A 22,687-nucleotide genomic window follows, 5' to 3' on the forward strand; every position below is an offset into this window, starting at 1 on the left:
TCCTCTCGAAGGCGGCAGTCTCCCTGGTGGTGGAGAGAAACCGCAGTTAGAACATTGGTCATACACTATGAACATTGATTGACCCGCTTCTCAAGCCATTAAGATCTCCGGAGTGGACGAGGCGGGGATCGGAGGAGCGTGAGCGCTACGCCGGGCAGGAGAACGCGGCGCCAGAGCGGTGAGGCGGCGCCGGGGGTGTGGCTGCGCCCCCCGCGCGCGGGCCGGGCCGAGCCGGTGGTCACCCTCGGGCGGATCGTGGCGGCGGCCGTGGAGCTGCTGGACGAGGAGGGGGCCGACCGGCTGACCATGCGCCGGCTCGCCGAGCGGCTGGGAACCGCCGCCACCACGCTCTACCTGCACGTCGAGACCAAGGACGACGTGCTGGACCTCGCGCTCGACGCCGTGTTCGGCGAGGTGCCCGTCCCGCCGGGGCCACAGGGCGCGTGGCGTGACGACGTCACCGCTCTGATCGCCGAGTGGCGCGCCACCATGCTGCGCCACCCGTGGTCGGTGAGGGCGCTGGACCGCCCCCTGCTGGGCCCCAACGTCCTGGCCCGCACCGAACACCTGCACGCCGTGCTGGCGGGGGCGGGTCTCACCGGCCCGCGTCTGACCGCCGCCGCGTACGCCCTGGCCAACTACGTCATCGGTTCCGTGACGATGCAGGTCGCCGGGGCCGGGTACGGCGAGGCCGAGTGGAAGCGGGCCGCCGACCTGCACGTGCTGGCGCGCCGCGAGCTGTATCCGACCCTCGCCGCGCACGGGTCCCCGATCGGCAACGACTGGGACCCGGTGTTCACCGCCGGGCTGGACTGCCTGCTGGACGGCATCGAGTCGCGGATCCGGTGAGACGAAGCCTGAACTTCCCTTTCATTCCCTATCACTCCCTATTCTGTCCCATGGTGAGGTACTTTAGAGGAAATCAAAGGATTTCCGGGGGAATTGGTGTCTCAGCCCTACTCGGTCGAACAGGTGGCGAACCTGCTGGGCCTGCACGCCAAGACGGTGCGCACCTACGTGCGCGACGGGCGGCTGAAGGCCGTCCGCATCGGCAAGCAGTACCGGATCGCGCGCGAGGACCTGGAGGCCTTCACCGGCCACCCGGTGACACCGCCCGCCGGTGAGACGGCCGGGCGCCGGCGGCACGTCGAGGTGTCCAGCATCGTGCAGATCGACGCGATCGGTTTCGAGGCGATGAGCCGTCTGAGCAACACGCTCATGGCCCTCGCCGCGGGCGGTGCCCCCGACGAGGGGCGCCTGCGCGTGGAGGTCGTCTACGACGAGGAGAGGGCCAGCATGAAGATCATCGTGCTGGGCGGTCTGGACGGCACCGCGGAGCTGCTCAAGGTCATCGACATGCTCGCCAAGGAGAGGCCGTGAACGGCGTCTACACCTCCGAGGAAGGCGCCCGTGCCGTCGGGCGAAGCTGCCGCGCGCTGCTGGAGCGCTGGCCGGTGCCCGCCGAGCACCTGCGCGTGCCGACCCGGCAGGGCGAGACCTTCGTCGTGGCCTGCGGGCCCCGGGACGCCCCGCCGGTGCTGCTGCTGCACGGTTCCGGCGCCAGCAGCGCGATGTGGATGGAGGACGTGGCCGCCTGGTCGCGGCACCTGCGCCTGTACGCCGTCGACACGATCGGCGAGCCCGGCCTGAGCGCCCCCTCGCGGCCCGCCCTGGACTCCGACGCCCACGCGCTGTGGCTCGACGACGTGCTGGCCGCCCTCGCCGTCCGGCGCGTCTCCATCGTGGGAACCTCGCTCGGCGGCTGGTTGGCGGTGGACTACGCGACGCGGCGCCCCGGACGAGTCGCCCGCCTGGCGCTGCTGTGCCCCAGCGGCATCGGCAAGCAGAAGTACGGGGTGCTTCTCCTGGCGCTGCTGCTGATGCCGTTCGGCCGGTGGGGGAGGGGCAGGACGATGAGACTGGTCCTTGGCCCGGCAGCGTCCCCGGCGTCCCCGGCGTCTGCTGTATCTTCGGCGTCTGCTGTGTCTTCGGCGTTTGCGACGTCCCCGGAACCTCCGCCGCCCTCGGCGGAGCCGATGCGGGCGTACGGCGAGCACGCGATGCTCGTGCACGGGCACTTCCGGCCCCGCCGCGAGAGAATCCCGGTGTTCGACGACGACACCCTGCGCCGCCTGAGCATGCCGGTGCTGGTGACGGTCGGCGGGCGCGACGCGCTCCTGGACTCCCGCGACACCCGGCGGCGGCTGGAGGCCGCCGTGCCGCACGCGACGGTCCGGCTGCTGCCCGGCGCCGGGCACCTCCTGCGAGGGCAGACCCTGCCGATCCTGGACTTCCTGAGCTCCCGGGAGGAAGGGCCCACCGCTCCGGAAAGTTTTTAATCTACAATGTAAAGGCGTCCGCCGGGTTCGAAACCGTTCAGGCGGGCGGACGCCTGACCCGCCATCCCTCGCCGGCGATCCCGCGCGGATTCCGGTTCACCTGGTGACAGGGCCGGAACGCGCGGCCGATACGCTCGCGGCCGGAAAGGGGGGCGGGATGCTCTTCGCTGTCGCGGCCGTGTTCGGGCTCACCTGGTGGCTCGGGTGTTACGTGATCGCGCGGGATCCCCGGGAGCGCGGGCCGCGGCGGGCCGGGCTGGGGCTGCTGGCCTACGGTGCCGCGCTCGCGATCGCCCAGGTGCTCACCGCGGTACCCGGGCCCGCGGCCGAGGTCCTGGGCGCGGTCGAGACCACGCTGGTCCACCTGCCGGCGCTGCTCTGGACGGGGGCCGTGCTGACCCTCGTTCCCCGCGGCGAACGGCTGGACCGGGCCTGGTCCAGGGGGCTCGTCCCGCTCACGCTCGTGGCGTTCGCGTGGCTGGTGGCGTCCGGACCGGGATCGGGAGGGGACCTCGCGGCGCGGGTGGTGAGCGGGGTGTTGCTGCTGGGGCCGCTGGCCGGGGTGCTGGTGCTGCTCGTGCGGGCCAGGCCGCCGCGGGCCGGGTGGCTGGCGGCGGTCGCCACGCTGTTCTTCGGGCTGGGGGCCGCGTTGCTCATGTTCCCGCTGTTCGGCCCGCCCGGCCTGCTCTCCGTCATCGCCGTCGACGTGGACATGGTCCTGCTGGGCGTGGCCATCGCGATGTCCAGCGCGTTCCAGGCGGGCGAGGCGCTCTGGCGCGACATGCTGCGGTCCCTGCTGGGGGCGGCGGTCGTGGCCGTCGCGTCCGGCGGCCAGGTCGCGCTGGCCGTCGCGCTCGGCGGGCCCGCGCCCGCCCTCTCGGCGCTGCTGTTCGGCGTGATCGCGGTGGCCGTCGCCGTACAGACGCTGGCCGGTCCGGTGCACCGGGCGCTGGACCGGATCGCCTTTCCCGGTGATCCGCGGATCCGCCGCGAGCGGGCCGAGCTGCGCGAGACGTCCGAGGCGCTGCCGCGTCGCGAGCAGGGTCCGCCGCCGCCGGACGAGGCCGAGTTCGTACGGCTGACGCGGCGTGCCCTGGCCAATTACGGGGATCTGGGCAAGCTCGCCAGCAGCCCGCTCGCGAACCTGCCGGTGATCGGGGCGCGGGTCACCGGTGACAGCCCGCTGGAGCGGGCCGCAGAGCTGAAGCACCTGCTGCTGGAGAGCATCCAGCGGCTCAAGCCCCGCGAAGGGGAATTCGGCACCAGCGAGGAGTGGCGGTTCTACAACGTCCTGTACTTCCCGTACGTCCGGGGGCTGCGTCCCTACCGGCGCGGGGCCGGCCGCGGCGGGCTCGCCGCCGCCGAGCGGCAGGCGTTCGACTGGTTCGTCCGGGAGGTTCCCGAACGCACGCTCTACAACTGGCAGAACGCGGCGGCCAAACTCGTCGCGGATGATCTTCGCCGGGAGAACTGGCAGTGAATGGCAGTGCCATGTCTGCAGATGGCAGCGGGTGAGGCGGTGTGCTGAGCGTGTCGGAAGCCCCGACGCCTTCCGCGAAGCCGGAAGCCCGCATCCTCGGCGAAGGAGACATCGATGAGCACGACCACGCTCACCTCCCGTACCCCTCTGCTCACCCGCGTGCTGTGGACGGACGCCCTCCTCACCGGAGGGTTCGCGCTCGGCCTGGCCGTCGCGGCGGCCCCGCTGGCCGATCTGCTCGCCCTGCCCGAGCCGCTGCTCCGCTGGGCCGGGATCGGGCTGCTGCCGTTCACCGCGTTCGTCGCCTACCTCGCCGGCCGTCCGGTGCCGCCCAGGGGAGGCGTCTGGACGCTGATCGCCGTCAACGCGCTGTGGGCCGTGGACAGCGTCCTGCTGCTGTTCACCGGCTGGGTGGATCCCAATCCGCTGGGCGTCGCGTTCGTCCTCGCCCAGGCTCTCCTGGTCGGCGCCTTCGCCGAGCTCCAGTACGTCGGGTTGCGCCGCGCCTGACCGCGCGTCGCCGGAGGTCCCGTCGTCGAAGGTCCCCGCCGCGCCCGGCACCGGCGGCGGGGCCTTTCCGCTCACCCGATGCGGATGACGTGTTTGCCGCGTACGCCGCCGGCCTCCAGTGCCCGGTGGGCCTCGGCGATGTCGGCGAGGGGATGGATCGTGTCGACGACCGGCCGCAGGTCCCCGCTCTCCACCAGCCGGGTCAGGTCGGCGAAGAGCCGGTGGGTGGGGTTGCCGGTCAGCTTCTCGGTCTTAAACGATCGAGCTTGCAGCTCCTCGCCGTCGATGGGTTCGACGGTTCAGGCCGCGTCGTCGGCAGCGTGACTCACTGCCCAGCCCGCCACACCGCGCGAGGCGATGTTGCGGGCCGCGTTGACGTCGGCGTGCTCAGCGAAACCGCACGACGTACAAAAGAAGGTCGCCTGATCAGGCCGGTTGTTCTTGTCCACATGCCCGCAGCAGGAACAGGCCTGCGAGGTGTAGGCCGGATCGACGTGAACAACTGCGACGCCCTGACGGGCGGCCTTGTAGGCGATGAAGCTCCCCAACTGGTGGAAGCTCCACGCATGCAGCGTGACCCGCTGGGGCTTGCGAAGCCGTACCCGCTCACGGATACCCCGGAGATCTTCCAGGGCGATCCCGCATCCGGTGCGTTCTGCCTCGGTCACGATCTGCTTGGCGATGGTGTGGTTGGTGTTGGCGGCGAAGCGGGCCTCGGCCCGGCGGCGCCGCTTCAGCAGCCGCTTGGCGGACTTGGTCTGCTTGGCCTGCAGGCGGCGGCGCAGCTCGCGGTGGCGATGGCGGACCGCGTTCAAGCCCTTGCCGCTGTGACGAGTCCCGCCGCTGGTGGTCGCGAGGTTGACGATCCCCAGATCCACCCCCACAAATCCGTTCGGAACGGTGAGCGGCCGGTCGGGGAGGTCGCAGGTGGCGATCAGAAACCACATCCCGTCACGCGTGAGCAGGTCCGACTCGCCCCGCCGATACGCGGCAAGGGTCATGATCTGCTCGGCGGACCCGGTGAACGCCACCCCCCGCAACCGCCCGGCGGTCGTCCAGATGCTCACCGTGCGCGCGTCGAGCTGCCAGGACAGGCAGCGGTCGTCGAACGGCTGCGCCGCGCCGGGGCGAAAGACGATCGGTTTGGACTGCGCGCGCAGGCGGCGCGGTGACCCTGGTGCTCCCAGGTTCCCGGCGCGGACGTTGGCGTGCAGCGTGGCGTAGGCGTGGACGACCTTCTTGATCACATGCTGGGCGGCCTGCGCTCCCAGCCCGGCGGCCTTCAGCTCACCATAGGTGATCTTACGCAGCGCGTACTCGCCTCTGACGCCGCCGGCGAACGCCGCCGCAGAGACCAGGTTCGCGGCCTCGTTGACCGCGCGCAGGGTCGCCTCCAGCGCCGCCGCCTGCTCGGGCGTCGGCAGGAGTCTCACCTGCACCACCAGCTTCACCTCGCCCACAATAACGTTCGGTCCATGTCAGCGACCTGAGAACCCGACTCCGGCATTCACCCGGGGGCGAACCGTTGTCCGCGCACCGCACGCGCATCCGGCCTGCATCCCCACCTATCGGCAGATACCGGCGCGACGTCTTCACCGACGAACCACTACGCCCCTGCGCCCCTGCGCGGAAATCATGATCGGGGTGTGCGATGGCTTCGGCACCCCGCTCGTCGCCTTCAACACTGATCACGACCAGGTGCCCGACCGGGTGCACCTGCTCGTCCACCCCCACCCCCGCCCAAGGTCGCCCTCTCGACCCTGGTCAACTCCCCCTCAGGGGGCCTCTGTGCCCGCCTGCCGTGCAAGGAGTACTCCGCCCACGTCCACACGCCCCCGTGGGGCGGCCATTTCCGGTCGCCGTCCTCCTGCGCCGCCCCCCTTGTGGCGGTGCACCCTTGAGCATCATCAAGAAGTACATCGAAAACCAGAAACGCCCGGACCAACGACCAGACGTTCACAACCCCGGGACCGGGAAGCGATTCCTCCCGGGCGTGAACGCCCAGGGTTCCTCGCTAGACAACGCTGAACCTCACGCGCCGCGAGCCGAACACGGTGGACGTGAGGATGTACGACAGTGACGAGAGCATGTGCCGGGAATCGAAGGTGATCGTCACCATCCGTTCTCTCGGCGCCAGGAGCCGGTGGAAGGCGCTGAGTTCGGTGCCGATCGCGGTGTCGAGAACGACGTCGAAGGGGTCGAGGTCGGCCGGGCTGGTGGTTGCGTAGTCGAAGATCTCGTGGGCGCCGAGGTCTCTCACGAAGTCGAGGTTCCCGGCGCCGGCGAGTGCGGTCACGTGCGCGCCGTACGCCCGTCCGAGCTGGACGGCGACGCTGCCGACCCCGCCGCTCGCGAGCCGCGGCCGGGGAGATCGAACAGCCAGGTGGCGCCCAGCCTCAGCAGCAGCCGGTGGAGGGTCAGGCACAGCCACATCACGAGGGCGGTCAGGGCGACCGGTTCGACGACGGCGAGCACGATCCGCAGCCCGCCGTCCATGCCGGTCGACAGCAGCGGCACGAGAGCCAGGTGCAGCAGCGCGAGCAGGGGCATGTGGATGACGTAGACGGGCAGGGTGCGGCGTCCCAACCTCGCCAGCGCGTTCCCGAGCGTGGCGCGGCGGCCGAGCAGCGCCGCGGCCGTCACGCCGAAGACCGTCGCGACGGCGCAGACCACCGGCCAGACACCGGGCCAGGCCCGGGAGCCGGTCATCGCGACCACCGCCAGGCACCCGGCGTAGCAGGCGCCGGTCAGGGCCAGTCGTCCCCAGCCCGCGGTGGCGGCCAGCCGCTCGACGTACGGCCGGAAGTACAGCCCGGCGAGGAAGAAGACGAGGTTCTGGTACAGGCCGGCACGGTTGCCCGGTGCCTCCAGCAGCCCGGTCGACGCCACGGCCGACAGCGCCAGCGCTCCCCCCAGCACCAGGGCGACCGGGACGCGGCGCGCGGCTTTGGCGAGGGCGAAGTACAGGGCGAGCGCGTAGAGGTACCACAGGTTGGACGGGGTGATCGTGAGCTGGGCCAGCAGGTCGGCGACGTCGTCGGCGCGGGCGGTGTCGAAGGACGGCACGAGCGCCAGGACCGCGGTGTGGATCAGCAGCCACACCGCGTAGAGGTAGAGGAAGCGGCCCACCTTCGAGCGGCGTACGACCCGCCACGGCCGGGCCACCGCTCCGGCGGCGAACATGCCGGAGATGGTGAAGAAGAGCGGCATGCGCAGCGGCAGCAACTGCTCGGTCAGGGCGCCCCAGGCCCCCGGGATCGGCGGCGACACCCCCCAGTCGATCCGCAGGTAGTGCTTCACGACGACGTGCCAGAGCACCACGAGCAGGATGCACACGCCCTTGGCCACGTCGGCCCAGAGCGCGCGCTCCGGCCTTTCGTCTCCCGGCACACCGCGGGCCTCTCCCGCCGTGCTGCGGGCTTCTCCCGGCAGACCATGGGCTTCTTCCGGGACACCGCGGGTACGGGCAGAGCGCATGGGGCGGCACCTCCGGGGGACGGGCGCGCGACGGTCGCGCGCACCGGCCACCTTGCGCGGTGCAGATGTCCGTGCCGCCGGGACCGCGTATCCGGGGCCGCTCAGCTGTGCATCGGGTGTGTATCAGCCCGGAGGCCGCCCATCGCCTCGGAAGCCGTAGAGGCCGCGGGAAACGCGGAGACCTCAGGAGCCTTCGGGGTCTCGAAGGCGGAGCGTGGCGACCGCGCCGCCGTCCGCGGCGTTGGCCAGGGTGAGGGTGGCGCCGATCACCTGGGCCTGGCCCAGGGCGATGGTGAGTCCCAGGCCGTGGCCGCGACCGCGTTCGGCCGTGCCGGTGCGAAAGCGCTGCGGTCCCTCCGCCAGGAGGACGCCGGGGAATCCGGGACCGTGGTCGCGCACGACGATCGTCGTGCCGTCCACGGTGACCTCGACCGGCGCGCGGCCGTGGCGGTGGGCGTTGGCGACGAGGTTGGCGAGGATCCGGTCGAGGCGGCGCGGGTCGGTCTCGGCCCCGGTGTCCCCGGCGGCCCCGGTGACCGTGAGCCGCGCCTGGAGCCCGGTCCTGGCCAGGCAGTCCTCGACGACGTCGCCCAGCGCCACGGGCCGGGGATCGGCGTGTTCCGTGCCCGCGTCGAGGCGGGATATCTCCAGCAGGTCCTCCACCAGGGCCCGCAGTACCCGCACCCGGTCCCTGACCAGGTCGGTGACCTCACCCTCCGGCAGCAACTCGGCGGAGGTGACCAGGCCCATCAGCGGGGTGCGCAGCTCGTGGGCGACGTCGGCGGTGAAGCGCTGCTCGCTCAGCAGCCGCTCCTGCAGGCTGTCGGCCATCGAGTCGACGGTGGCCGAGATCTCGGTGATCTCGTCACCGTCCCGGCCGCCCTCCGCGGTCCGGGCGTCCAGGTCGCCGTCCGCGATACGTCGCGCGGTCCTGGCCACCCGTCTCAGCCGCCGGCTGGGCAGCTCGGCGGCCAGCGCCGCGGAGGGTACGACGACCCCGAGCGTGGCCAGCGCGGCCATCACGATGTGCCGGTCGAGCGCCTGCCTGCTGCGCAGTTCGACGCCCATGTCGATCTGTACGGCCACCACCTGGTCGCCGACGGGCTCGGCCGCCCACATCCAGGGGATGTCCGGGTTACGGTCGTCGTACCAGGTGCCGGCCTTCCCGGTGCTCCTGACCTGCTGGAGCAGCGCGGGCGGGACGCGCGACGGGTCGGGCTCGCCGCTCCACGCGCCGCCCGGGCGCCGGTGGTTCTCCACCGCGGACACCAGCGCGGTCAGGGCCTGCTCCCTGCCCAGGTCCATGGAACGATCGAGGGTGCTCCGATGCACCAGCACCCCGACGGCCAGCGCCACCGCGCAGGACGCCACGGTCACCAGCGCGGCGATCTTCCAGCGCAGCGACCTCCAGCTCGGCAGCCCGCGTGCCGGCCGGGCGGCGGCGTGTCCCATCTCAGCGCCGCAGCTTGTAGCCGAACCCGCGGACCGTCTCGATCCGATCGGCGCCGATCTTCTTGCGCAGCCGCTGCACGCACAGGTCGACCACGCGGCTGTCACCGTCCCACCCGTAGTCCCAGACGTCGCGCAACAGCGTGTGCCGGTCCAGCACGATTCCCGGATGCGCCGCGAACTCCAGCAGCAGCCGCAGCTCGGTGGGGGCCAGCGTGACCGGCTCACCGGCCAGGAGCACCTCCAGGCCGCCGGTGTCGATGGTCAGATCGCCGAAGACCAAGTCACCGCCGGAGACGGGCTCCGGCGCGTGCCCGGCAGCCGGGGCGAAGGTGGCCCGGCGCAGCAGCGAGCGGATCCTGGCCACCAGCACGGACGTGTCGACCGGCTTGACGACGTAGTCATCGGCCCCGGCCTCCAGGCCCGACACCACATCCAGTGCGTCACCCCGCGCGGACATCATCAGGATCGGGACCGTGCTGGACTCCCTGATCCTGCGGCACAGCCCGATGCCGTCCAGGCTCGGCAGCATCACATCCAGCAGCAGGAGATCGTGCCGCCCGTCCCGGAAGAGTTCCAGGCCGGTCAGGCCGTCGCCGGCCACGGACACCTCGTAGCCGTAGCGCTCCAGTGCCATCGAGACCGTCTTGCGGATCACCGCGTCGTCCTCGACGAGCAGCACGGTGACAGGAGCGGCCGGTGCGCTGTCGACCTTTAAATCGGACATATCTCCCCAAATGCGGCGGATGGCTCACCCAGGACACCATAATCTCTCTTCACAGCGATGCCGCGCGGGACGGATCGGCCGCCTCTCGCGCCGGTCGCGGGAACACCGCGCGGGACGGATCGATCGCCTCTCGCGCCGGATGGCCGGGCACCCTCGGGCCCGCGCGAAGACCCGGGTCCCGCAGGGGCAAAACGGCGGTCCAGCTGCCGAAACACCTGTTGACACCATGGTTCGGGAAGATCAGCCTTGTGGCGTGGATTCCGACGGCGTGATTTCTCCGCGATCTGATCTTGAACTGGCCCGGGCCGGGATCGACGATCCGGCCCCGGCGGCACGGGTAGGGCCGCCGGACGGGCCGGGAGTGGTGGTGGCCGAGCTGCCGCGGCGTGCGGTCGTGGTGGAGTTCGCCGGTGCGCGGGGTGGGGTGGCTCCGCTGACCTGGGGGCAGGCGTCGATCTGGCGGCTGACCACGTGGCGGGGTGACGATGATCCCTATTTCAACATGCCCTGGGCGTTGCCGGTGTACGGCAGGCGTGATCTTGATGTGGTGCTGGGGGCGGTGCGGCGGCTGTTCGAGCGGCACGAGACGTTGCGGACGAATTTCCGGCCGGGCGTCGACGGCGTGGTGCAGCATGTGGCGCGTTGCGGGCGGCTGGTGGTCGAGATCGTCGAGGTGGGCGGGCGGGTCCGGCCGATGGCGGTGGCCAGGGAGGTGGCCGATGGGTTGGCGGCGGAGGTGTTCGACTACGCGGGTGGGCTGCCGGTGCGGTGCGCGGTGGTGACGGTGGAGGGGCGGCCTCGGGCGGTGGCGTTCGGGGTGTCGCACCTGGCGGCCGATGGGGGTGCGCTGGATCTGCTGGCGGCCGATTGGCGTGCGCTGCTGGCCGGGACCGAGGGATCTGATCCGGGGTGGCAGCCGATGGATCAGGCGTTCTTCGAGCGGGAGGGGGCGGGGGCCGAGCGGGGGGAGCGGGCGTTTCGGCACTGGCGGGCGGTGCTGGAGGAGGCGCCGCGGTCGATGTTCGACTATCCGCCGGCGGTGGCGGAGAAGCCGCGGTTCATCCGGGTGCGGATGGAGTCGGTGGCGCTGGGGGTGGCCGCGGAGGCGCTGGCGGCGCGCTGGCGGGTGAGTTCGGCCAGTGTGCTGACCACGGCGAGCGCGGTGCTGCTGTCGGCGCTGACCGGGCATCGGCGGGTGGTGATGCAGCTCATCGCGGCCAACCGGCATGATCCGCGGATCGGTGTGCTGGTGGGCCCGGCCGCGCAAGACGGGATCTTCACGCTGGACGTGCCGCCCGGCGGCACGTTGGCCGGGGCCACCCGGGCCGGGCACCGGCAGGCACTGACCGCCTACCGCCACGCGCTCTACGAACCGCTGAGGCTGATGGCGATGCGCGAGGATCTCGGCCGCGAACGGGGCGGGCCCATCGACCTGTCGGCCTACTTCAACGACACGCGGGGCGGCGGCGACTGGCCCGACCTGCCCGCGGTGGAGCCGCCGGGAGATCCCGCCGCGATCGCCGCCCTCACCGCGCGGACCACCTTCTCCCCGGCCGGCTCCTGGGAGCACGTGGACGCCACCACGGTCCAGTTCATCACCGGTCAGGCCAGGGACGCCTGCGAGCTCCACCTGCTGGCCGACACCGCCTACCTGCCCCGCACCACGGTGTACGCGCTGCTGCGCGGGATGGAGACCCTGCTGGTCCGCGCGGTCGCCGCCGACGTCCCCCTCGACACCGTCGCCGACCTGTGCGGCATCACCCCGGCCGAGCGTTCCCCCGGCCGGGAACGTTCCCACGGCGGTACCGCCGAGGACCCGGCGAAGGCGCCGGACGCGTCCGCACCCGTCGTGGCCGGGACGGCCGGCGGGTGAACCGAGGGTCCTTCCGAGCCTGAGGGGCGACGGCGAAACCGTCCCGCCGGGGCGGTTTCGCTGTCGCCGGGGGAGCGATGCCGGCGCTCGCCGGGCCGCTTGCTCGGGGTGATTGCCGCGCCTAGCGGAAATTTCTGGATACTCCATGACCTTCCGGTCAACCCGGGGTGTGGCTCAGGGAGTGTCAGGGGTGGCTTTCACCGACGAGAGGAGACCGGGTGGACGCGGATTTCGCGGACTTCGTGCGACATCGGGGAGACCACCATCTGAGAACGGCGGTCCTGCTCACCGGCGACTGGCACACGGCCGAGGACCTGGTGCAGTCCTGCCTCGGCAAGCTGTACCGGGTGTGGCACCGGCTGGACACCAGCAGCGAACCGGACGCCTATCTGCGCCGCATCATGGTCAACACCTATCGATCCTGGTGGCGTGCCCGATGGCGCCGTGAGATCCCGCGCGCCGAACTGCCCGATCTGCCCGGCCCCGGGGACGTGGGGGAGGATCGGGCGGTGGCCGAGGAGGTCCGGAACGCGCTGGCGAGGCTGCCGGTCAGGCAGCGGACGGCTCTGGTGCTGCGCTTCTTCGTGGACCTGCCGGAGACGGAGGTCGCCGAGCTGATGGGCTGCTCGGCGGGAACGGTCAAAACCCACACGCACCGCGGTCTGCGGGCGATGCGCCGGATGATCTCGCCGGACACGATGGTCAACCGAACCGAGGCGGAGGGGAGTGGGATCCGGTGAGACACCGACACGAGGAGCCGTTCATGAACGAGAAGGAACTCCGCGCACTGCTCGTCAGGGCCACCGAGGATCGGCCGGCGGGCATCGACCTCATGCCGGCGATGCCGGCGATACCGGCACCGGCGGCGCCGAGGCGCGGCCCGGCCCGGGTCCTGGCCCCGATCGCCTCGCTGGCCGCCGCGGCGGCGGTGGGGATGGTCGCGCTGCTCCTGCCCGCGAGCCAGTCCTCGGCGCAGGCCCAGGTGGCCGCCGCGGCCGAGAACACCGGCCGGGAGAGCTACCGGATTCACAGCACCAGCGGTGCCAAGACGTTCGACGGTGCCTTCGACCCCGCCCAGCGCGTGGGTGTCATCACGAGGGCCGGCGACGGGGCGGAAACCCGGTTCGTCGGCGACCTGATGTACGTCCGGCAGCAGCGCGATGCGAAGTGGATGGTCTCTCCGCGCGTCGAAGCGGAGCTGAGGAGCGCTCCGCAGGCCGTCGCCCTGGTCAAGCTCGCTCCGCTGGACCCCCAGGCGGCCCTGCAACGACTCCGTTCGGCCACCGAGGTCCGTGAGGACGGCTCCGCCTCCGGCCAGGGCTGGACCGGCCAGAGGTTCACGTTCTCGCTGGAGGGCGCGGACGATCCCGGTCTCAAGGGGGTCGCCGGCGGGCCGGTGGAGATCACCGGAGCCGTGAACGTGGACGACCAGGGGCGGGTCCGGCGTCTGGAGGTCGTCTTCGGCGACACCGGCCAGCGAAACGTCCTGGACTTCGGGGACTTCGGCACCCCGGTGACGGTCACGGCCCCGCCCGCCGACCAGGTGGAGCAGCTACCGGCCGGCAAGCAGGACCACAAGGCGGACCGGGTACCGGCGGGCGCGCCGGACCGTAAGCCGGCCGAGGAGTCGATCGTCAAGCCGGACCAGGGACCGGCGGGCGCGCCGGACCACAAGCCGGCCGAGGAGCCGATCGTCAAGAACCCCTGACCGGCCGTCCGGCATCCGCCGGACCCCGTGTGCCCGGGCACACGGGGTCCGGCGGCTCACATGTGGCGTAACCGATCGCGGAGTGCGCGCGCGACCTGTGCCATGAGCGCCTCGGCTCCGGGCTGGCTGGCGGCCGGCACGCGGGACTCGGTGAGGACGGCGACGCCGAAGACCTGGCCGTCGGCGTGCTCGACGACGCCGACCTCGTGGCGGAGGTTGAGAAGCGTCCCGGTCTTGGAGGACCACTTCGACGCGTCGGAGGTGAAATCGGGTGCCAGCCGGTGCCGCAGGATGTTGTCGGCCATGAGGCCCCGCACGCGCTCGGCGACGCCCGGGTCGATCGCGGACGGCGTCCACAGCGCCCGCAGGAGGTCGATGAACGCTCGCGCGGATCCCGAGCTCGCGCGCGTCACGTCGAGCTGCGGGATCCGATGCCCCCGCCCGGCCGTCCCCGCTTCGATGGCGAGGAAGTGGGCGAGGTGGGCGTCGGCCGGGTCGAGGCGTTCCATCGGGGTCTCGACGAGTTCCTGGATGGTGTGGCGGACCGTGATGCCGCGCAGCCCCAGCCCGTGCAGCACCGCCGAGACCTCGGCGGGCGGGGTGAGGGCGAACAGCGCGTCCGCCGCGGTGTTGTCGCTCAGGGAGGTGCTGAGGTAGAGCAGGTCGTCGACGGCGATCCTGGCCGGATGCCGGAACCTGCTCAGCCCGGTCGGCCCCGGAGTGACGATCCCGCCCGGCCGCACGAGGATCTGCGTGGAGGCGTCGAGCTCGCCCCTCCGGATGCGTTCGAGCGTCGCGATGGCGAGCGGAATCTTGACGAGCGAGGCGATCGGGAACTCGAGGTCCGGCTCGATGCCGACCTCGTCACCGGAGTGCAGGTCCCGGACGAGGAACGATCCGCGCAGCCCGGCGTCGTCGAGCGTTCGCCGGAGTTCGCGGATCAGGCTCTCGACCTTGATGGCGTCCCTCCGTCCTGTTCGCGCGCGCCGAGACAGCGGGCGATCGCGTGCCACAGCCGGGTCCTGATGCGCTCCGCGTCGTCCCCGACGGCGGCCGACACCTCGAAGCCGCGGGCGAGGTGGACCTCGCCGATCGGGCGCCAGTGTAGTCCGAGCTCCTCGGCCTGCCGGACCGAGCACAGGAGGAGATCCGCCGAGCCGAAGACCTCCGCCGCGGCGGAGGCGAGCGTGGCCGCGACGACGACCTGCGCGGGCTGGAGGCCGACGGCGTCCCGGATCCGGAACATCCGGTCGCGGATGTGAGGGACGTCGTCCTCGGGCTGGATCCAGATCCGGCTTCTTCGCGACGACCGCGCGGCGCGGCCGGCCCGGAGGGTCTCGACGTAGACGGCTGCCACCGGGAGATCCGTGGCGCCGGCGAGGCCCAGCCGTACGGACCAGGTCGCGTCGCCGGGCGGTGTCACCGTGAGGGCGGCGCGAACCTCGCGAGATCGGACGAGTTCCGCCCGTTCGGCCGGGGCGGCGGCATGGAAGTCGAGGTGGATGTCGTTGCCGCGGGCCTCCGCGCCGAGGTGCGCGAGGTCGCGAACGGTGCAGATGTCGGGAACGGCGAGACGCAGGGGATTGAGCCTGGCCCGTTCCGCCTCGTGCTCCATGTCGTCGGCCAGGCGGACGAGACGCTTCGCCGACGGAAGCATGTCGCGGCCGAACTGCGTGAGCATCGCCCCGCGTGACGACCGATCGAACAACCGTTCCCCGAGGTGCTTCTCCAGGGCGGCGATCCGGCGGCTCGCGACCGACTGCGGCACGCGCGTGGCCGCCGCACCCTCCGTGAAGCTTCCTCGATCGCTCACGTTGACGAACGCTCTCCAGGCGCCAAGGACGTCCACGAAGCAAGTTTATGCTATTTCAGCATTGAATCGCCTTTTCCATCCTGGATGGCATCGAGCCCCGGTGATCGGGGGCGAGGGCCGGCCCCTCCAGGGGCGGGGTCAGCGGGCGGCGGCGGTCACGGCGGCCACGATCGCCTCGGGGGTCGCCGGCACGGGTGTGCCCTCGACAAGGACGGTCGGCGTGGCGCTCACCCCCCGCTCGATGGCCTTCCGCGTCACGTAGGCGGTCCAGTCGAGGTAGGCGCCGTCGCGCACACACTCGCCGAACGCCGGGCCGGTGAGCCCGGCCGGGCCGCCGAGCTCGATCAGCTCGTCGTCGGTGAGTCCCGGTCCTTCCTCGGGGGGCTGGCCGGCGAAGAGCGCGCGAGTGTACTCGACGAATCTCCCGCCGTCCGAGGCGCAGCCGGAGGCCGCCGACGCGCGGGAGGAGTACCGGGTGGTCGACAACCTGTCCAGAAAGCCCATCGGGTGACACACCAGGCTGATCGCCCGCTCCCTCACCATCCCGTTCAGTGCCGGCCCGGACGTCTGCTCGAACGTCTTGCAGAACGGGCACAGGAAATCGACGTAGACGTCAACGGTGACCGGGCCCGCACCGACGACGATGCCGTCCCCCTCGGCGGAGGCACCGGCCGGCACCCGGACGGGCGCCGTCGCCCGCTGTGGTCGCGTGCTCATGAGGTCCTCCTCGCGATGTTCGGGGAGAGACCCGGACCCGTGCGCCCGAGAACTCCCCTCTTCCTACCCACCCCCGGGGCGCCGCAGCTTAAGAGCGGTCAAAGCCGGAATCATGGAACGGGCTTCGCGCCGCTCCCGGCACCGGCTTCTCCGGGGGCCTTCACCGGTTCGGAAACCCGTTTGTCACCGGCACCGCTCTGCCAGGAGGATCAGGTTCTCATGAGCCGTCCTGTCATCTCAGAGATCCCGACCGGCCCCGTGGCCGTCCCCGGCGTCGTCGCGGCGCTCGCCGGCGATGACACCGTCACCCCGGTGTGGCGCAACGAGCTCGGCGGCCTGACGTTCCGCCTCGAAGGCGGGCACGGTGCCACCAGATACGTCAAGTGGGTCTCCGCGGGCACCCCGGAGATCGACCTCTCCGGCGAGGCGGAGCGGCTGACCTGGGCGCGGCGATGGGTGACCGTCCCGCGGGTCGTCGAGCACGGTACGGACGCCGACGGCGCGTGGCTGGTCACGGAGGCGGTTCCCGGCCTCTCGGCGGTGGATCCCCGGTGGAGCGTCGACCCGGTGACCGCGGCGGCCGCGATCGGCCGGGGGCTGCGCCTGCTCCACGACGCCCTGCCCGTCGACCTGTGCCCGTACGACTGGAGCGTCGACCGGCGGCTCGTCCGTGCCGACGAGCGCATCGCCGGCGGCGAGGGGCCGGCCGACCGGTTTCCCGAGCATCGGCACCTGGACCTCGCGGAGGCCCGGGCGCGCATCGGCGAGCCGCCCGCCGTCGACCGCCTCGTCGTCTGCCACGGGGACGCGTGCGTCCCCAACACCCTGCTGCACGACGACGGCACGTTCGCCGCGCACGTCGACCTGGGTTCGCTCGGCGTGGCCGACCGGTGGGCGGACCTCGCGGTCGCGGTGTGGAGCATGGAGTGGAACTACGAGCCGGGCTACGACGGCGTCGTGTACGACGCGTACGGGATCGCTCCCGACCCGGAGCGCATCGCCTACTACCGCCTGCTCTGGGACATGGCCTGACCGGCCCCGGCCCGGATCGCCCGGCGAGCGCCCGGCACGGCGGCCACGCTCGTGCGGGTTCCGCCGCCCGGGGGCCGGGGTCGCCGGATCCGCGCGACCGGTGGAGCGGAAGCCGTAAACAATCCGTAAACGGGTTCCGCCACGCTGAAGGCACATCGAAACAGCGGGCCGGACGGGCCGCCACCTCCGAGGAGCAGATCATGAGCAAGGTCGTCGCAGTCATCTACATCTCGATGGACGGCGTCGTGGAGGAGCCCGCCTGGACCGGCCCGTACTGGAACGACGAGCACGCCAGGTTCCAGAGCGGTCAGCTGCACGCCAGCCGGGCGCTGCTGCTGGGACGCAAGACCTACGACGGCATGTCGCAGGCCTGGCCGAAGATGGAGGGCACGCCGGGGGCCGAGCAGATGAACGGCCTGCCCAAGTACGTCGCCTCGACCACCCTGCGCGACCCCGAGTGGAACGCCACCGTGATCGAGGGGGACGTCGCCGAGGAGGTCGCCAAGCTCAAGGCCGAGCAGGGCCAGGACCTGCTGATCTACGGCAGCGGCGAGCTGGTCGCCTACCTGATCGAGCACAAGCTCATCGACGAGCTGAAGCTCTTCCTGCACCCGGTCGTGGTCGGCTCCGGCAAGCGGCTGTTCCCCGACGGCGTCACCACCTCCGCCTGGAAGCTGGCCGGCACCGCGGCCTTCAGCTCCGGCGCCATCGTCCTGGACTACCGCCCGGCCGACTGACCGTCGCTTCCGGGGCGCGGGACCGGCTGCTTCTCCACCTCACCTCTCAGGACGGCACTCCGTAGCGGGTGGCGATCGCGGTGGCGCGGTCGCGCAGGGAGTCGCGCAGCCACTGCGGGGCCAGGGCCTCCGCGTTCGTGGTGAGCTGCCACAGCGCCCATTCGGCGTGTCTCGGATCCTGGAAGGTCACCTCCAGCCGCAGCCGGCCGTCCGGACCGGCTTCTTCGGAGAGGACGGCCAGCGCGGTGCCCACCAGGTCCTCCCGCCGCGCGGGGTCCACCCGTACCAGCACGGTGACCTGGTCGCCGCCGGTCCGGAACCGGGTGCCGCGTTCCTGCCAGGCCCGGTCCAGGTCGACCCGGTCCGGTCGCTGTGCGGGTTCGTCGAGTTCCTCGGCCGCCAGGATCCGGGACAGCCGGTAGGTGCGGTCCGCGCCGGACCTCGTGGCCAGCAGGTAGCCCCGGTCGCGTACGGTGACCAGGCCGATCGGGTCCACCGTGCGCCACCGCGGGGTCTGGTCCACGGCCGCGTAGTGGATGCGCAGCTTGTGTCCGGCGAACACCGCGCGCAGGACCTCGGCCGCTATGGCGTCGGACACCTCCTCGTCGGCCAGCCGGCGTGAGAGCAGGTCGGTCTCCGGGTCGACGAGCAATCGCCCGGCCGCGCCGGCCGCGGTGTCCCGATAGCTTTCCGGCAGCGCGTCGACCACCTTGAGCATCGCCGAAGCGAGTGCCGAGCCGAGGCCGAACGCCTGTGCGCCGCGCCGCGATCCGGCGACCAGCAGGGCGAGGGCCTCGTCGTGGTTCAGCCCGGTGAGCTCGGTCCGGAAACCGGGCAACAACGCGAAACCGCCGTGCCGGCCGCGTTCGGCGTAGACCGGGACGCCGGCCGCGGACAGCGCCTCGATGTCGCGCAGCACGGTGCGGGTGGAAACCTCCAGCTCGCGGGACAGCGCGGCCGCGGACAGCCGACCGTGCTGCCGCAGCAGCAGCACCAGCGAGACCAACCGGTCGGCACGCATACGAAAACCCTACAGAAATACACGACACAGGATGTCGTGATTTGCCGGGAGGCTTGTCGACATCACGACGAAGACGGTGGCTACCGGGCCGGGCGACGTACGTGATGTCGACGAATCGAATGGAGCTGATGTGGCGATGGAGCGAACGGCGGTCAACCCGTGGGCGTGGTCGGTGGAGCTGGGCTACAACCAGGGTGAGATCGTCTCCGGGCACACCCGGACCCTGTACTGCGCCGGGCAGACCGCGATGAGCGGCGACGGCAAACCCCAGCATGCCGGTGACATGGCGGCGCAGCTGGCGCTGAGCCTCGACAACCTGGAGGCCGTGCTCGGCGAGGCCGGCATGTCCCTCGCGAACCTCGTCCGGCTCAACGTCCACACCACCGACGTCGATCGGCTCTTCGAGCACTACGGCGTGCTGGCGTCGCGGCTGGGCGCCGCCGGGGTGGCACCGTCCACCACGATGCTCGGGGTGGTACGGCTGGCGATCCCCGACCTGATGGTCGAGCTGGAGGGGACCGCCGTCGCGTGACGCGGCCTCGCGAACACCGTCCTGACCGGCCCGGGTTCGACACCCGCCCACGGCCCTCGACCAACCGGCATCGGGACTAACCGGCATCGGGACTAACCGGCGGTGTGCTCGAGGATCGCCGAGGCGAGGACGGGCCAGTCGGCGCGTTCCACGCCGTGGCCGGAGTCCGGCAGGACCAGTAACCGGCCGCCCGGTATCTCCTCGGCCAGCGCGTGTCCGTGCGGAAGCGGGAACATCGGGTCCGCGGCACCGTGCACCACCAGCGTCGGCACCCGGATGCTCGCGAGTGGCGGACGCTCCCGCGGCGCGTCCTCGAGGAGGTCGTGGTTCCGCGCCGAGGCGGGGTCGCGCGCGCGGCCGGTGTCGGCTCGCACCAGTTCCCGGACCTGCTGTTCGGGGAACGGCCGACGGCCACCGGTGAGCATCTTCGCGTGGCTCACCAGGTGGTCGATCGCCGACTCGTGGTCCGTCCGGCCGGGCCGTGCCGCCCGCGGGAACCCGGCGAACTCGCGGGCCGGCCCGGGCAGATCGCGACCGCGAGGGGTGGGCAGGGCGAACGTGGTGCTGATCAAGGTGAGGGTGCCGGTCCGGCCGGGATGATCGAGCGCCACCAGTTGCGCCAGGGCGCCTCCCGCGGAAACCCCCACGAGGTGCGCCGCCTGGATTCCGAAGGCGTCGAGCACACCGACCGCGTCCTCGACGAGGTCGCCTGAGTCGTAGCCCGGATGCCCGGGCGGGTAGGTGACGGACCGGCCGGTGTCGCGATGGTCGTAACGGATGACGAACCTTCCACCCTCGCAGAGCTCGCGGCAGAAGCCGTCCTCCCACCACAGCATCGAGGCGCCGGTCCCCATGATCAGCAGCACCGGCGGCCGGCCCGGGTCGCCGAAGGACTCGGCGCACAGCCGCACCCCTCGTACCGTGATCATGCGTTCGGTCACGACGGGTCCCTTCCCGTGCCGCGCGCCCTGGGGGCCGCCGTTCGCGTCGCGGTGGTCATGAGGATGCGACCTCCTCCGGGGCCGGGACGGCGGGGCCGTCCCTGAGCACTCCGCGCACGTGGTCGAGCGCCATCGCCTCCGGTTCGAATTCCGTCAGGCACCAGGTGGCGCCGGCGGCGACGTACGCGGCGGGATCGGCGCCGGGTGGCAGGGGCACCGCGATGTCGTAGGGCGCCGTGGGATCGGGGCGCAGGCCGCGGATCGTCTCGTCGATCTCCGCGAGCTGGTCGGGGTGCCGCAGCTCGACCGGGAAGAACCCGTCGGCACGCGCCGCCCGGTGCAGCGGTCTGCGGCGACCCGCGTAGCCCGCGGCCCAGATCGGCACGCGCGGCCGCTGGACCGGCGCGGGCAGGAACGCGAGATCGTCGATCACGTAGTGCGGTCCGCAGTGGCGCACGGGGCGCCCTGACCAGGCGGACGTGAGGATGCCCAACGCCTCGTCCAGCATCTCCGCCCGGACCCGGTCGTCGACCTGCTCCCCGGTGCGTGCGAACTCCGCGCCGTAGACGTCGCCGCCCAGCCCCACGCCCAGCGTCAGCCGGCCCCCGCTGAGCCGATCCAGCGAGACGGTCTCCCGGGCCAGCTTCGCGGGCCGGCGGCGCGCGACCGGCGTGACCATCGGGCCCAGCCGCAGCGAGCCGGTCGCCGTCGCCACCGCCGCCAGCGAGATCCACGGGTCGGCGACCCGCTGGACCGGTGCGGGCCAGGTGAGCCTGTCCCACACGAAGAACCCGTGCCAGCCGGCCTCCTCGGCCTCGGCCGCGAGTCGTGCCACCACAAGAGGGTCGGCCAGCTCGTCGAAGAGCGGGACCCACAACGCCGATCGGTGATTAGCAGGCATGCCACCGACGCTAGGTCTCCTTCTCCATCGTGAAAAGCGATGATTTTCGATGCTTATGATCGGATTTGGCGAAGTACCGTGGCCGGTGTGGCGAACGTGGAGCTTCGACATCTGGTCACCCTCACCGCTGTCGCCGACGAGGGTTCCTTCGGCAGGGCGGCATCGCGGCTCGGCTACACCCAGTCCACCGTCAGCCAGCACGTCGCCGCCCTCGAGCGCGCGGTCGGCGGTCTCCTCTTCGACCGTCCGGGCGGCCCGCGCAGGGTCCGGCTCACGCCGCTCGGCGAGGTGACGCTGACCCACGCCGCGGAGTTGCTCGCCAGGGCCGACGCGATGCGCACCGCCATCGAGCGGTTCAAGGCCGGCGAAGGCCGCCTCACGATCGGCACCTTCCAGAGCGTGTCCACCACGCTCCTGCCGGTTCTGGTCCGCAGGCTCCGCGAGGAGTTCCCCGGCTGCGACATCCGGCTCTCCGAGGAAGAGCCGGGGTCTCCGGACCTGTCGGAGGTCGACCTGCTCTTCCACGACCACCGCATCGCCGGCACCGACGTCGAGCACCTCGAACTCCTCCATGACCCGTACCACCTGGTGTCCCCCCGCGGGCGCTTTCCCGACGGGCATGTCGACCTGGTGGAGCTCGACGGGGCGCCGATGGTCGCCTGGCCACCCGACTGCGCGCAGCCGGCGCTCGAGGAGGCCCTCGCCGGCAACGGCGTCCACCCCGAGATCGTCTTCCGCGCCGCCGGCAACGAAACCGTGCTCTCCATGGTCCGGGCCGGCCTCGGCTCGGTGATCCTCCCCTGGCTCGTCGTTCACGCCGCCGGCGCCGCGGCAGACGAGGCGCTGAGCGTCCACGCGCTACGGCCGCCGATAGCCCCGCGAAAGATCTATCTGGTGCGCCAGGCCCACCGCACTCCCTCGCCTCTCGCCGCCCGCGCCGCGCGGCTGGCCGCCGAGATCGCCGGCGACCTCGAACGCGGCCGGTGAGGCGGCCTTCCCTCGTGCCACCGGCAGACGGATCGCTCGCCGGGACACGCCAAGAAGTTCCTGTACTATTTCCCCCTCTTGGTGCCCATAAATGCTCTTTTGTGGGCTTTATGTCCTTCGATGGCAAGGTCGATCCGGTCTTCGACGACGATCCGGTGGCCGCGCCGGAGGCCGCCTCCTGGGCGCTGGCCGACGTGATCGGGACGACGCGCGACGCGTTGACGGCCCCGCTGGCCGACGTGCTGGCCGCCGCTCCGCAACGGACCGCCGTGCTGGAGGCGGCCGGGCTGGTGGAGCGGAACGGGGACGAGTTCATCCCACATCCGTCGCTCCGCCCCGCCGAGGGCCCGACGGCTCGACGGCTCGAAGCGTCGTGGAGGCGAAGCTGAGCTCGCTGCGTCAGGCCGTCGCCGCCGGGCCTCTGGCCATCCTGCCCGCTCAGG

At 71.9% G+C, this 22,687-nt stretch carries 25 protein-coding genes; 13 read left to right on the top strand and 12 right to left on the bottom strand.

Annotated elements, in window-relative coordinates; genetic code table 11:
• Positions 1-138: 138 nt before the first annotated feature.
• From ACVCAG_RS32215 to ACVCAG_RS32235, 5 genes are all read left to right on the top strand, one after another.
• Positions 139-849, top strand: a complete 711-nt coding sequence (locus ACVCAG_RS32215; protein ID WP_440087024.1) for a TetR/AcrR family transcriptional regulator C-terminal domain-containing protein — start codon at positions 139-141, stop codon at positions 847-849.
• A gap of 96 nt (positions 850-945) precedes the next feature.
• On the top strand, positions 946-1,380 hold the full coding sequence (locus ACVCAG_RS32220; protein ID WP_440087023.1) for a helix-turn-helix domain-containing protein: 435 nt from the start codon (positions 946-948) through the stop codon (positions 1,378-1,380).
• The gene (locus ACVCAG_RS32225) at positions 1,377-2,339 is read left to right on the top strand and encodes an alpha/beta fold hydrolase (RefSeq protein WP_447191003.1); all 963 of its coding nucleotides are present in this window, start codon (positions 1,377-1,379) and stop codon (positions 2,337-2,339) included. The genes ACVCAG_RS32220 and ACVCAG_RS32225 overlap by 4 nt, the downstream gene beginning before the upstream one ends.
• A gap of 157 nt (positions 2,340-2,496) precedes the next feature.
• Entirely contained in the window at positions 2,497-3,819 is a 1,323-nt protein-coding gene (locus ACVCAG_RS32230) for a hypothetical protein (protein ID WP_447191004.1), read from the top strand.
• Between the two features lie 114 nt (positions 3,820-3,933).
• Positions 3,934-4,329, top strand: a complete 396-nt coding sequence (locus ACVCAG_RS32235; RefSeq protein WP_440106259.1) for a hypothetical protein — start codon at positions 3,934-3,936, stop codon at positions 4,327-4,329.
• 71 nt (positions 4,330-4,400) lie between these two features.
• Here the strand turns inward: ACVCAG_RS32235 and ACVCAG_RS32240 are convergent, their stop codons facing one another.
• The 6 genes from ACVCAG_RS32240 to cseB form a co-directional block, all read right to left on the bottom strand.
• The gene (locus ACVCAG_RS32240) at positions 4,401-4,616 is read right to left on the bottom strand and encodes a zinc-binding dehydrogenase (protein ID WP_447191018.1); all 216 of its coding nucleotides are present in this window, start codon (positions 4,614-4,616) and stop codon (positions 4,401-4,403) included.
• Between the two features lie 12 nt (positions 4,617-4,628).
• On the bottom strand, positions 4,629-5,780 hold the full coding sequence (locus ACVCAG_RS32245; RefSeq protein WP_440087019.1) for an RNA-guided endonuclease TnpB family protein: 1,152 nt from the start codon (positions 5,778-5,780) through the stop codon (positions 4,629-4,631).
• 563 nt (positions 5,781-6,343) lie between these two features.
• Entirely contained in the window at positions 6,344-6,625 is a 282-nt protein-coding gene (locus ACVCAG_RS32250) for a zinc-binding dehydrogenase (protein WP_440087018.1), read from the bottom strand.
• On the bottom strand, positions 6,622-7,719 hold the full coding sequence (locus tag ACVCAG_RS32255) for an acyltransferase family protein (RefSeq protein ID WP_447191005.1): 1,098 nt from the start codon (positions 7,717-7,719) through the stop codon (positions 6,622-6,624). Before ACVCAG_RS32255 ends, ACVCAG_RS32250 begins: the two co-directional genes overlap by 4 nt.
• A 270-nt stretch (positions 7,720-7,989) precedes the next feature.
• Positions 7,990-9,258, bottom strand: a complete 1,269-nt coding sequence (locus ACVCAG_RS32260; protein ID WP_447191006.1) for a sensor histidine kinase — start codon at positions 9,256-9,258, stop codon at positions 7,990-7,992.
• Between the two features lies 1 nt (position 9,259).
• Positions 9,260-9,982 carry a two-component system response regulator CseB gene (gene cseB, locus ACVCAG_RS32265; protein ID WP_440087014.1) on the bottom strand — a complete coding sequence of 241 codons (723 nt, stop codon included), beginning with the start codon at positions 9,980-9,982 and terminating at the stop codon, positions 9,260-9,262.
• A 367-nt stretch (positions 9,983-10,349) separates the two neighbouring features.
• On the opposite strand from cseB, the gene ACVCAG_RS32270 reads away from it, so the two are divergent.
• From ACVCAG_RS32270 to ACVCAG_RS32280, 3 genes are all read left to right on the top strand, one after another.
• Complete coding sequence (locus ACVCAG_RS32270; RefSeq protein ID WP_447191007.1) at positions 10,350-11,855, top strand: condensation domain-containing protein; 1,506 nt, start codon at positions 10,350-10,352, stop codon at positions 11,853-11,855.
• 218 nt (positions 11,856-12,073) lie between these two features.
• Positions 12,074-12,595, top strand: a complete 522-nt coding sequence (locus tag ACVCAG_RS32275; RefSeq protein ID WP_440087011.1) for a SigE family RNA polymerase sigma factor — start codon at positions 12,074-12,076, stop codon at positions 12,593-12,595.
• A 23-nt stretch (positions 12,596-12,618) separates the two neighbouring features.
• The gene (locus ACVCAG_RS32280; protein ID WP_447191008.1) at positions 12,619-13,563 is read left to right on the top strand and encodes a hypothetical protein; all 945 of its coding nucleotides are present in this window, start codon (positions 12,619-12,621) and stop codon (positions 13,561-13,563) included.
• Positions 13,564-13,619: 56 nt separating this feature from the next.
• On the opposite strand, the gene ACVCAG_RS32285 is transcribed toward ACVCAG_RS32280, so the two are convergent.
• The 3 genes from ACVCAG_RS32285 to ACVCAG_RS32295 all read right to left on the bottom strand — a co-directional run bounded on the left by ACVCAG_RS32285 (position 13,620) and on the right by ACVCAG_RS32295 (position 16,093).
• Positions 13,620-14,522, bottom strand: coding sequence for a serine hydrolase (locus tag ACVCAG_RS32285; RefSeq protein ID WP_440087144.1), 903 nt, complete (start codon positions 14,520-14,522; stop codon positions 13,620-13,622).
• Positions 14,504-15,412: a LysR family transcriptional regulator gene (locus ACVCAG_RS32290; protein WP_447191009.1), complete on the bottom strand. Its 909-nt coding sequence runs from the start codon at positions 15,410-15,412 to the stop codon at positions 14,504-14,506. The genes ACVCAG_RS32285 and ACVCAG_RS32290 overlap by 19 nt, the downstream gene beginning before the upstream one ends.
• A gap of 102 nt (positions 15,413-15,514) precedes the next feature.
• Positions 15,515-16,093 (bottom strand): thioredoxin domain-containing protein, encoded by a 579-nt coding sequence (locus ACVCAG_RS32295; RefSeq protein ID WP_440087008.1) that lies wholly within the window; start codon positions 16,091-16,093, stop codon positions 15,515-15,517.
• A 219-nt stretch (positions 16,094-16,312) separates the two neighbouring features.
• Here ACVCAG_RS32295 and ACVCAG_RS32300 point away from each other — a divergent pair, with 219 nt between their 5' ends.
• The gene (locus tag ACVCAG_RS32300) at positions 16,313-17,125 is read left to right on the top strand and encodes a phosphotransferase (RefSeq protein ID WP_447191010.1); all 813 of its coding nucleotides are present in this window, start codon (positions 16,313-16,315) and stop codon (positions 17,123-17,125) included.
• 200 nt (positions 17,126-17,325) lie between these two features.
• Positions 17,326-17,862: a dihydrofolate reductase family protein gene (locus ACVCAG_RS32305; RefSeq protein ID WP_440087006.1), complete on the top strand. Its 537-nt coding sequence runs from the start codon at positions 17,326-17,328 to the stop codon at positions 17,860-17,862.
• A 46-nt stretch (positions 17,863-17,908) separates the two neighbouring features.
• On the opposite strand, the gene ACVCAG_RS32310 is transcribed toward ACVCAG_RS32305, so the two are convergent.
• Positions 17,909-18,883: an HTH domain-containing protein gene (locus ACVCAG_RS32310; RefSeq protein ID WP_440087005.1), complete on the bottom strand. Its 975-nt coding sequence runs from the start codon at positions 18,881-18,883 to the stop codon at positions 17,909-17,911.
• A 136-nt stretch (positions 18,884-19,019) separates the two neighbouring features.
• On the opposite strand from ACVCAG_RS32310, the gene ACVCAG_RS32315 reads away from it, so the two are divergent.
• On the top strand, positions 19,020-19,415 hold the full coding sequence (locus ACVCAG_RS32315; RefSeq protein ID WP_440087143.1) for a RidA family protein: 396 nt from the start codon (positions 19,020-19,022) through the stop codon (positions 19,413-19,415).
• A gap of 92 nt (positions 19,416-19,507) precedes the next feature.
• On the opposite strand, the gene ACVCAG_RS32320 is transcribed toward ACVCAG_RS32315, so the two are convergent.
• On the bottom strand, positions 19,508-20,356 hold the full coding sequence (locus tag ACVCAG_RS32320) for an alpha/beta fold hydrolase (protein WP_447191011.1): 849 nt from the start codon (positions 20,354-20,356) through the stop codon (positions 19,508-19,510).
• Between the two features lie 55 nt (positions 20,357-20,411).
• Complete coding sequence (locus tag ACVCAG_RS32325) at positions 20,412-21,257, bottom strand: LLM class flavin-dependent oxidoreductase (RefSeq protein ID WP_447191012.1); 846 nt, start codon at positions 21,255-21,257, stop codon at positions 20,412-20,414.
• An 87-nt stretch (positions 21,258-21,344) separates the two neighbouring features.
• Between ACVCAG_RS32325 and ACVCAG_RS32330 the strand changes: the two genes are divergently transcribed.
• Together ACVCAG_RS32330 and ACVCAG_RS32335 are read left to right on the top strand one after the other, a co-directional pair.
• Positions 21,345-22,244, top strand: coding sequence for a LysR substrate-binding domain-containing protein (locus ACVCAG_RS32330; protein WP_440087001.1), 900 nt, complete (start codon positions 21,345-21,347; stop codon positions 22,242-22,244).
• A 110-nt stretch (positions 22,245-22,354) separates the two neighbouring features.
• The gene (locus ACVCAG_RS32335) at positions 22,355-22,633 is read left to right on the top strand and encodes a hypothetical protein (RefSeq protein WP_447191013.1); all 279 of its coding nucleotides are present in this window, start codon (positions 22,355-22,357) and stop codon (positions 22,631-22,633) included.
• Positions 22,634-22,687: the final 54 nt, after the last annotated feature.

Source organism: Streptosporangium sp. G12 (genome assembly GCF_052983175.1).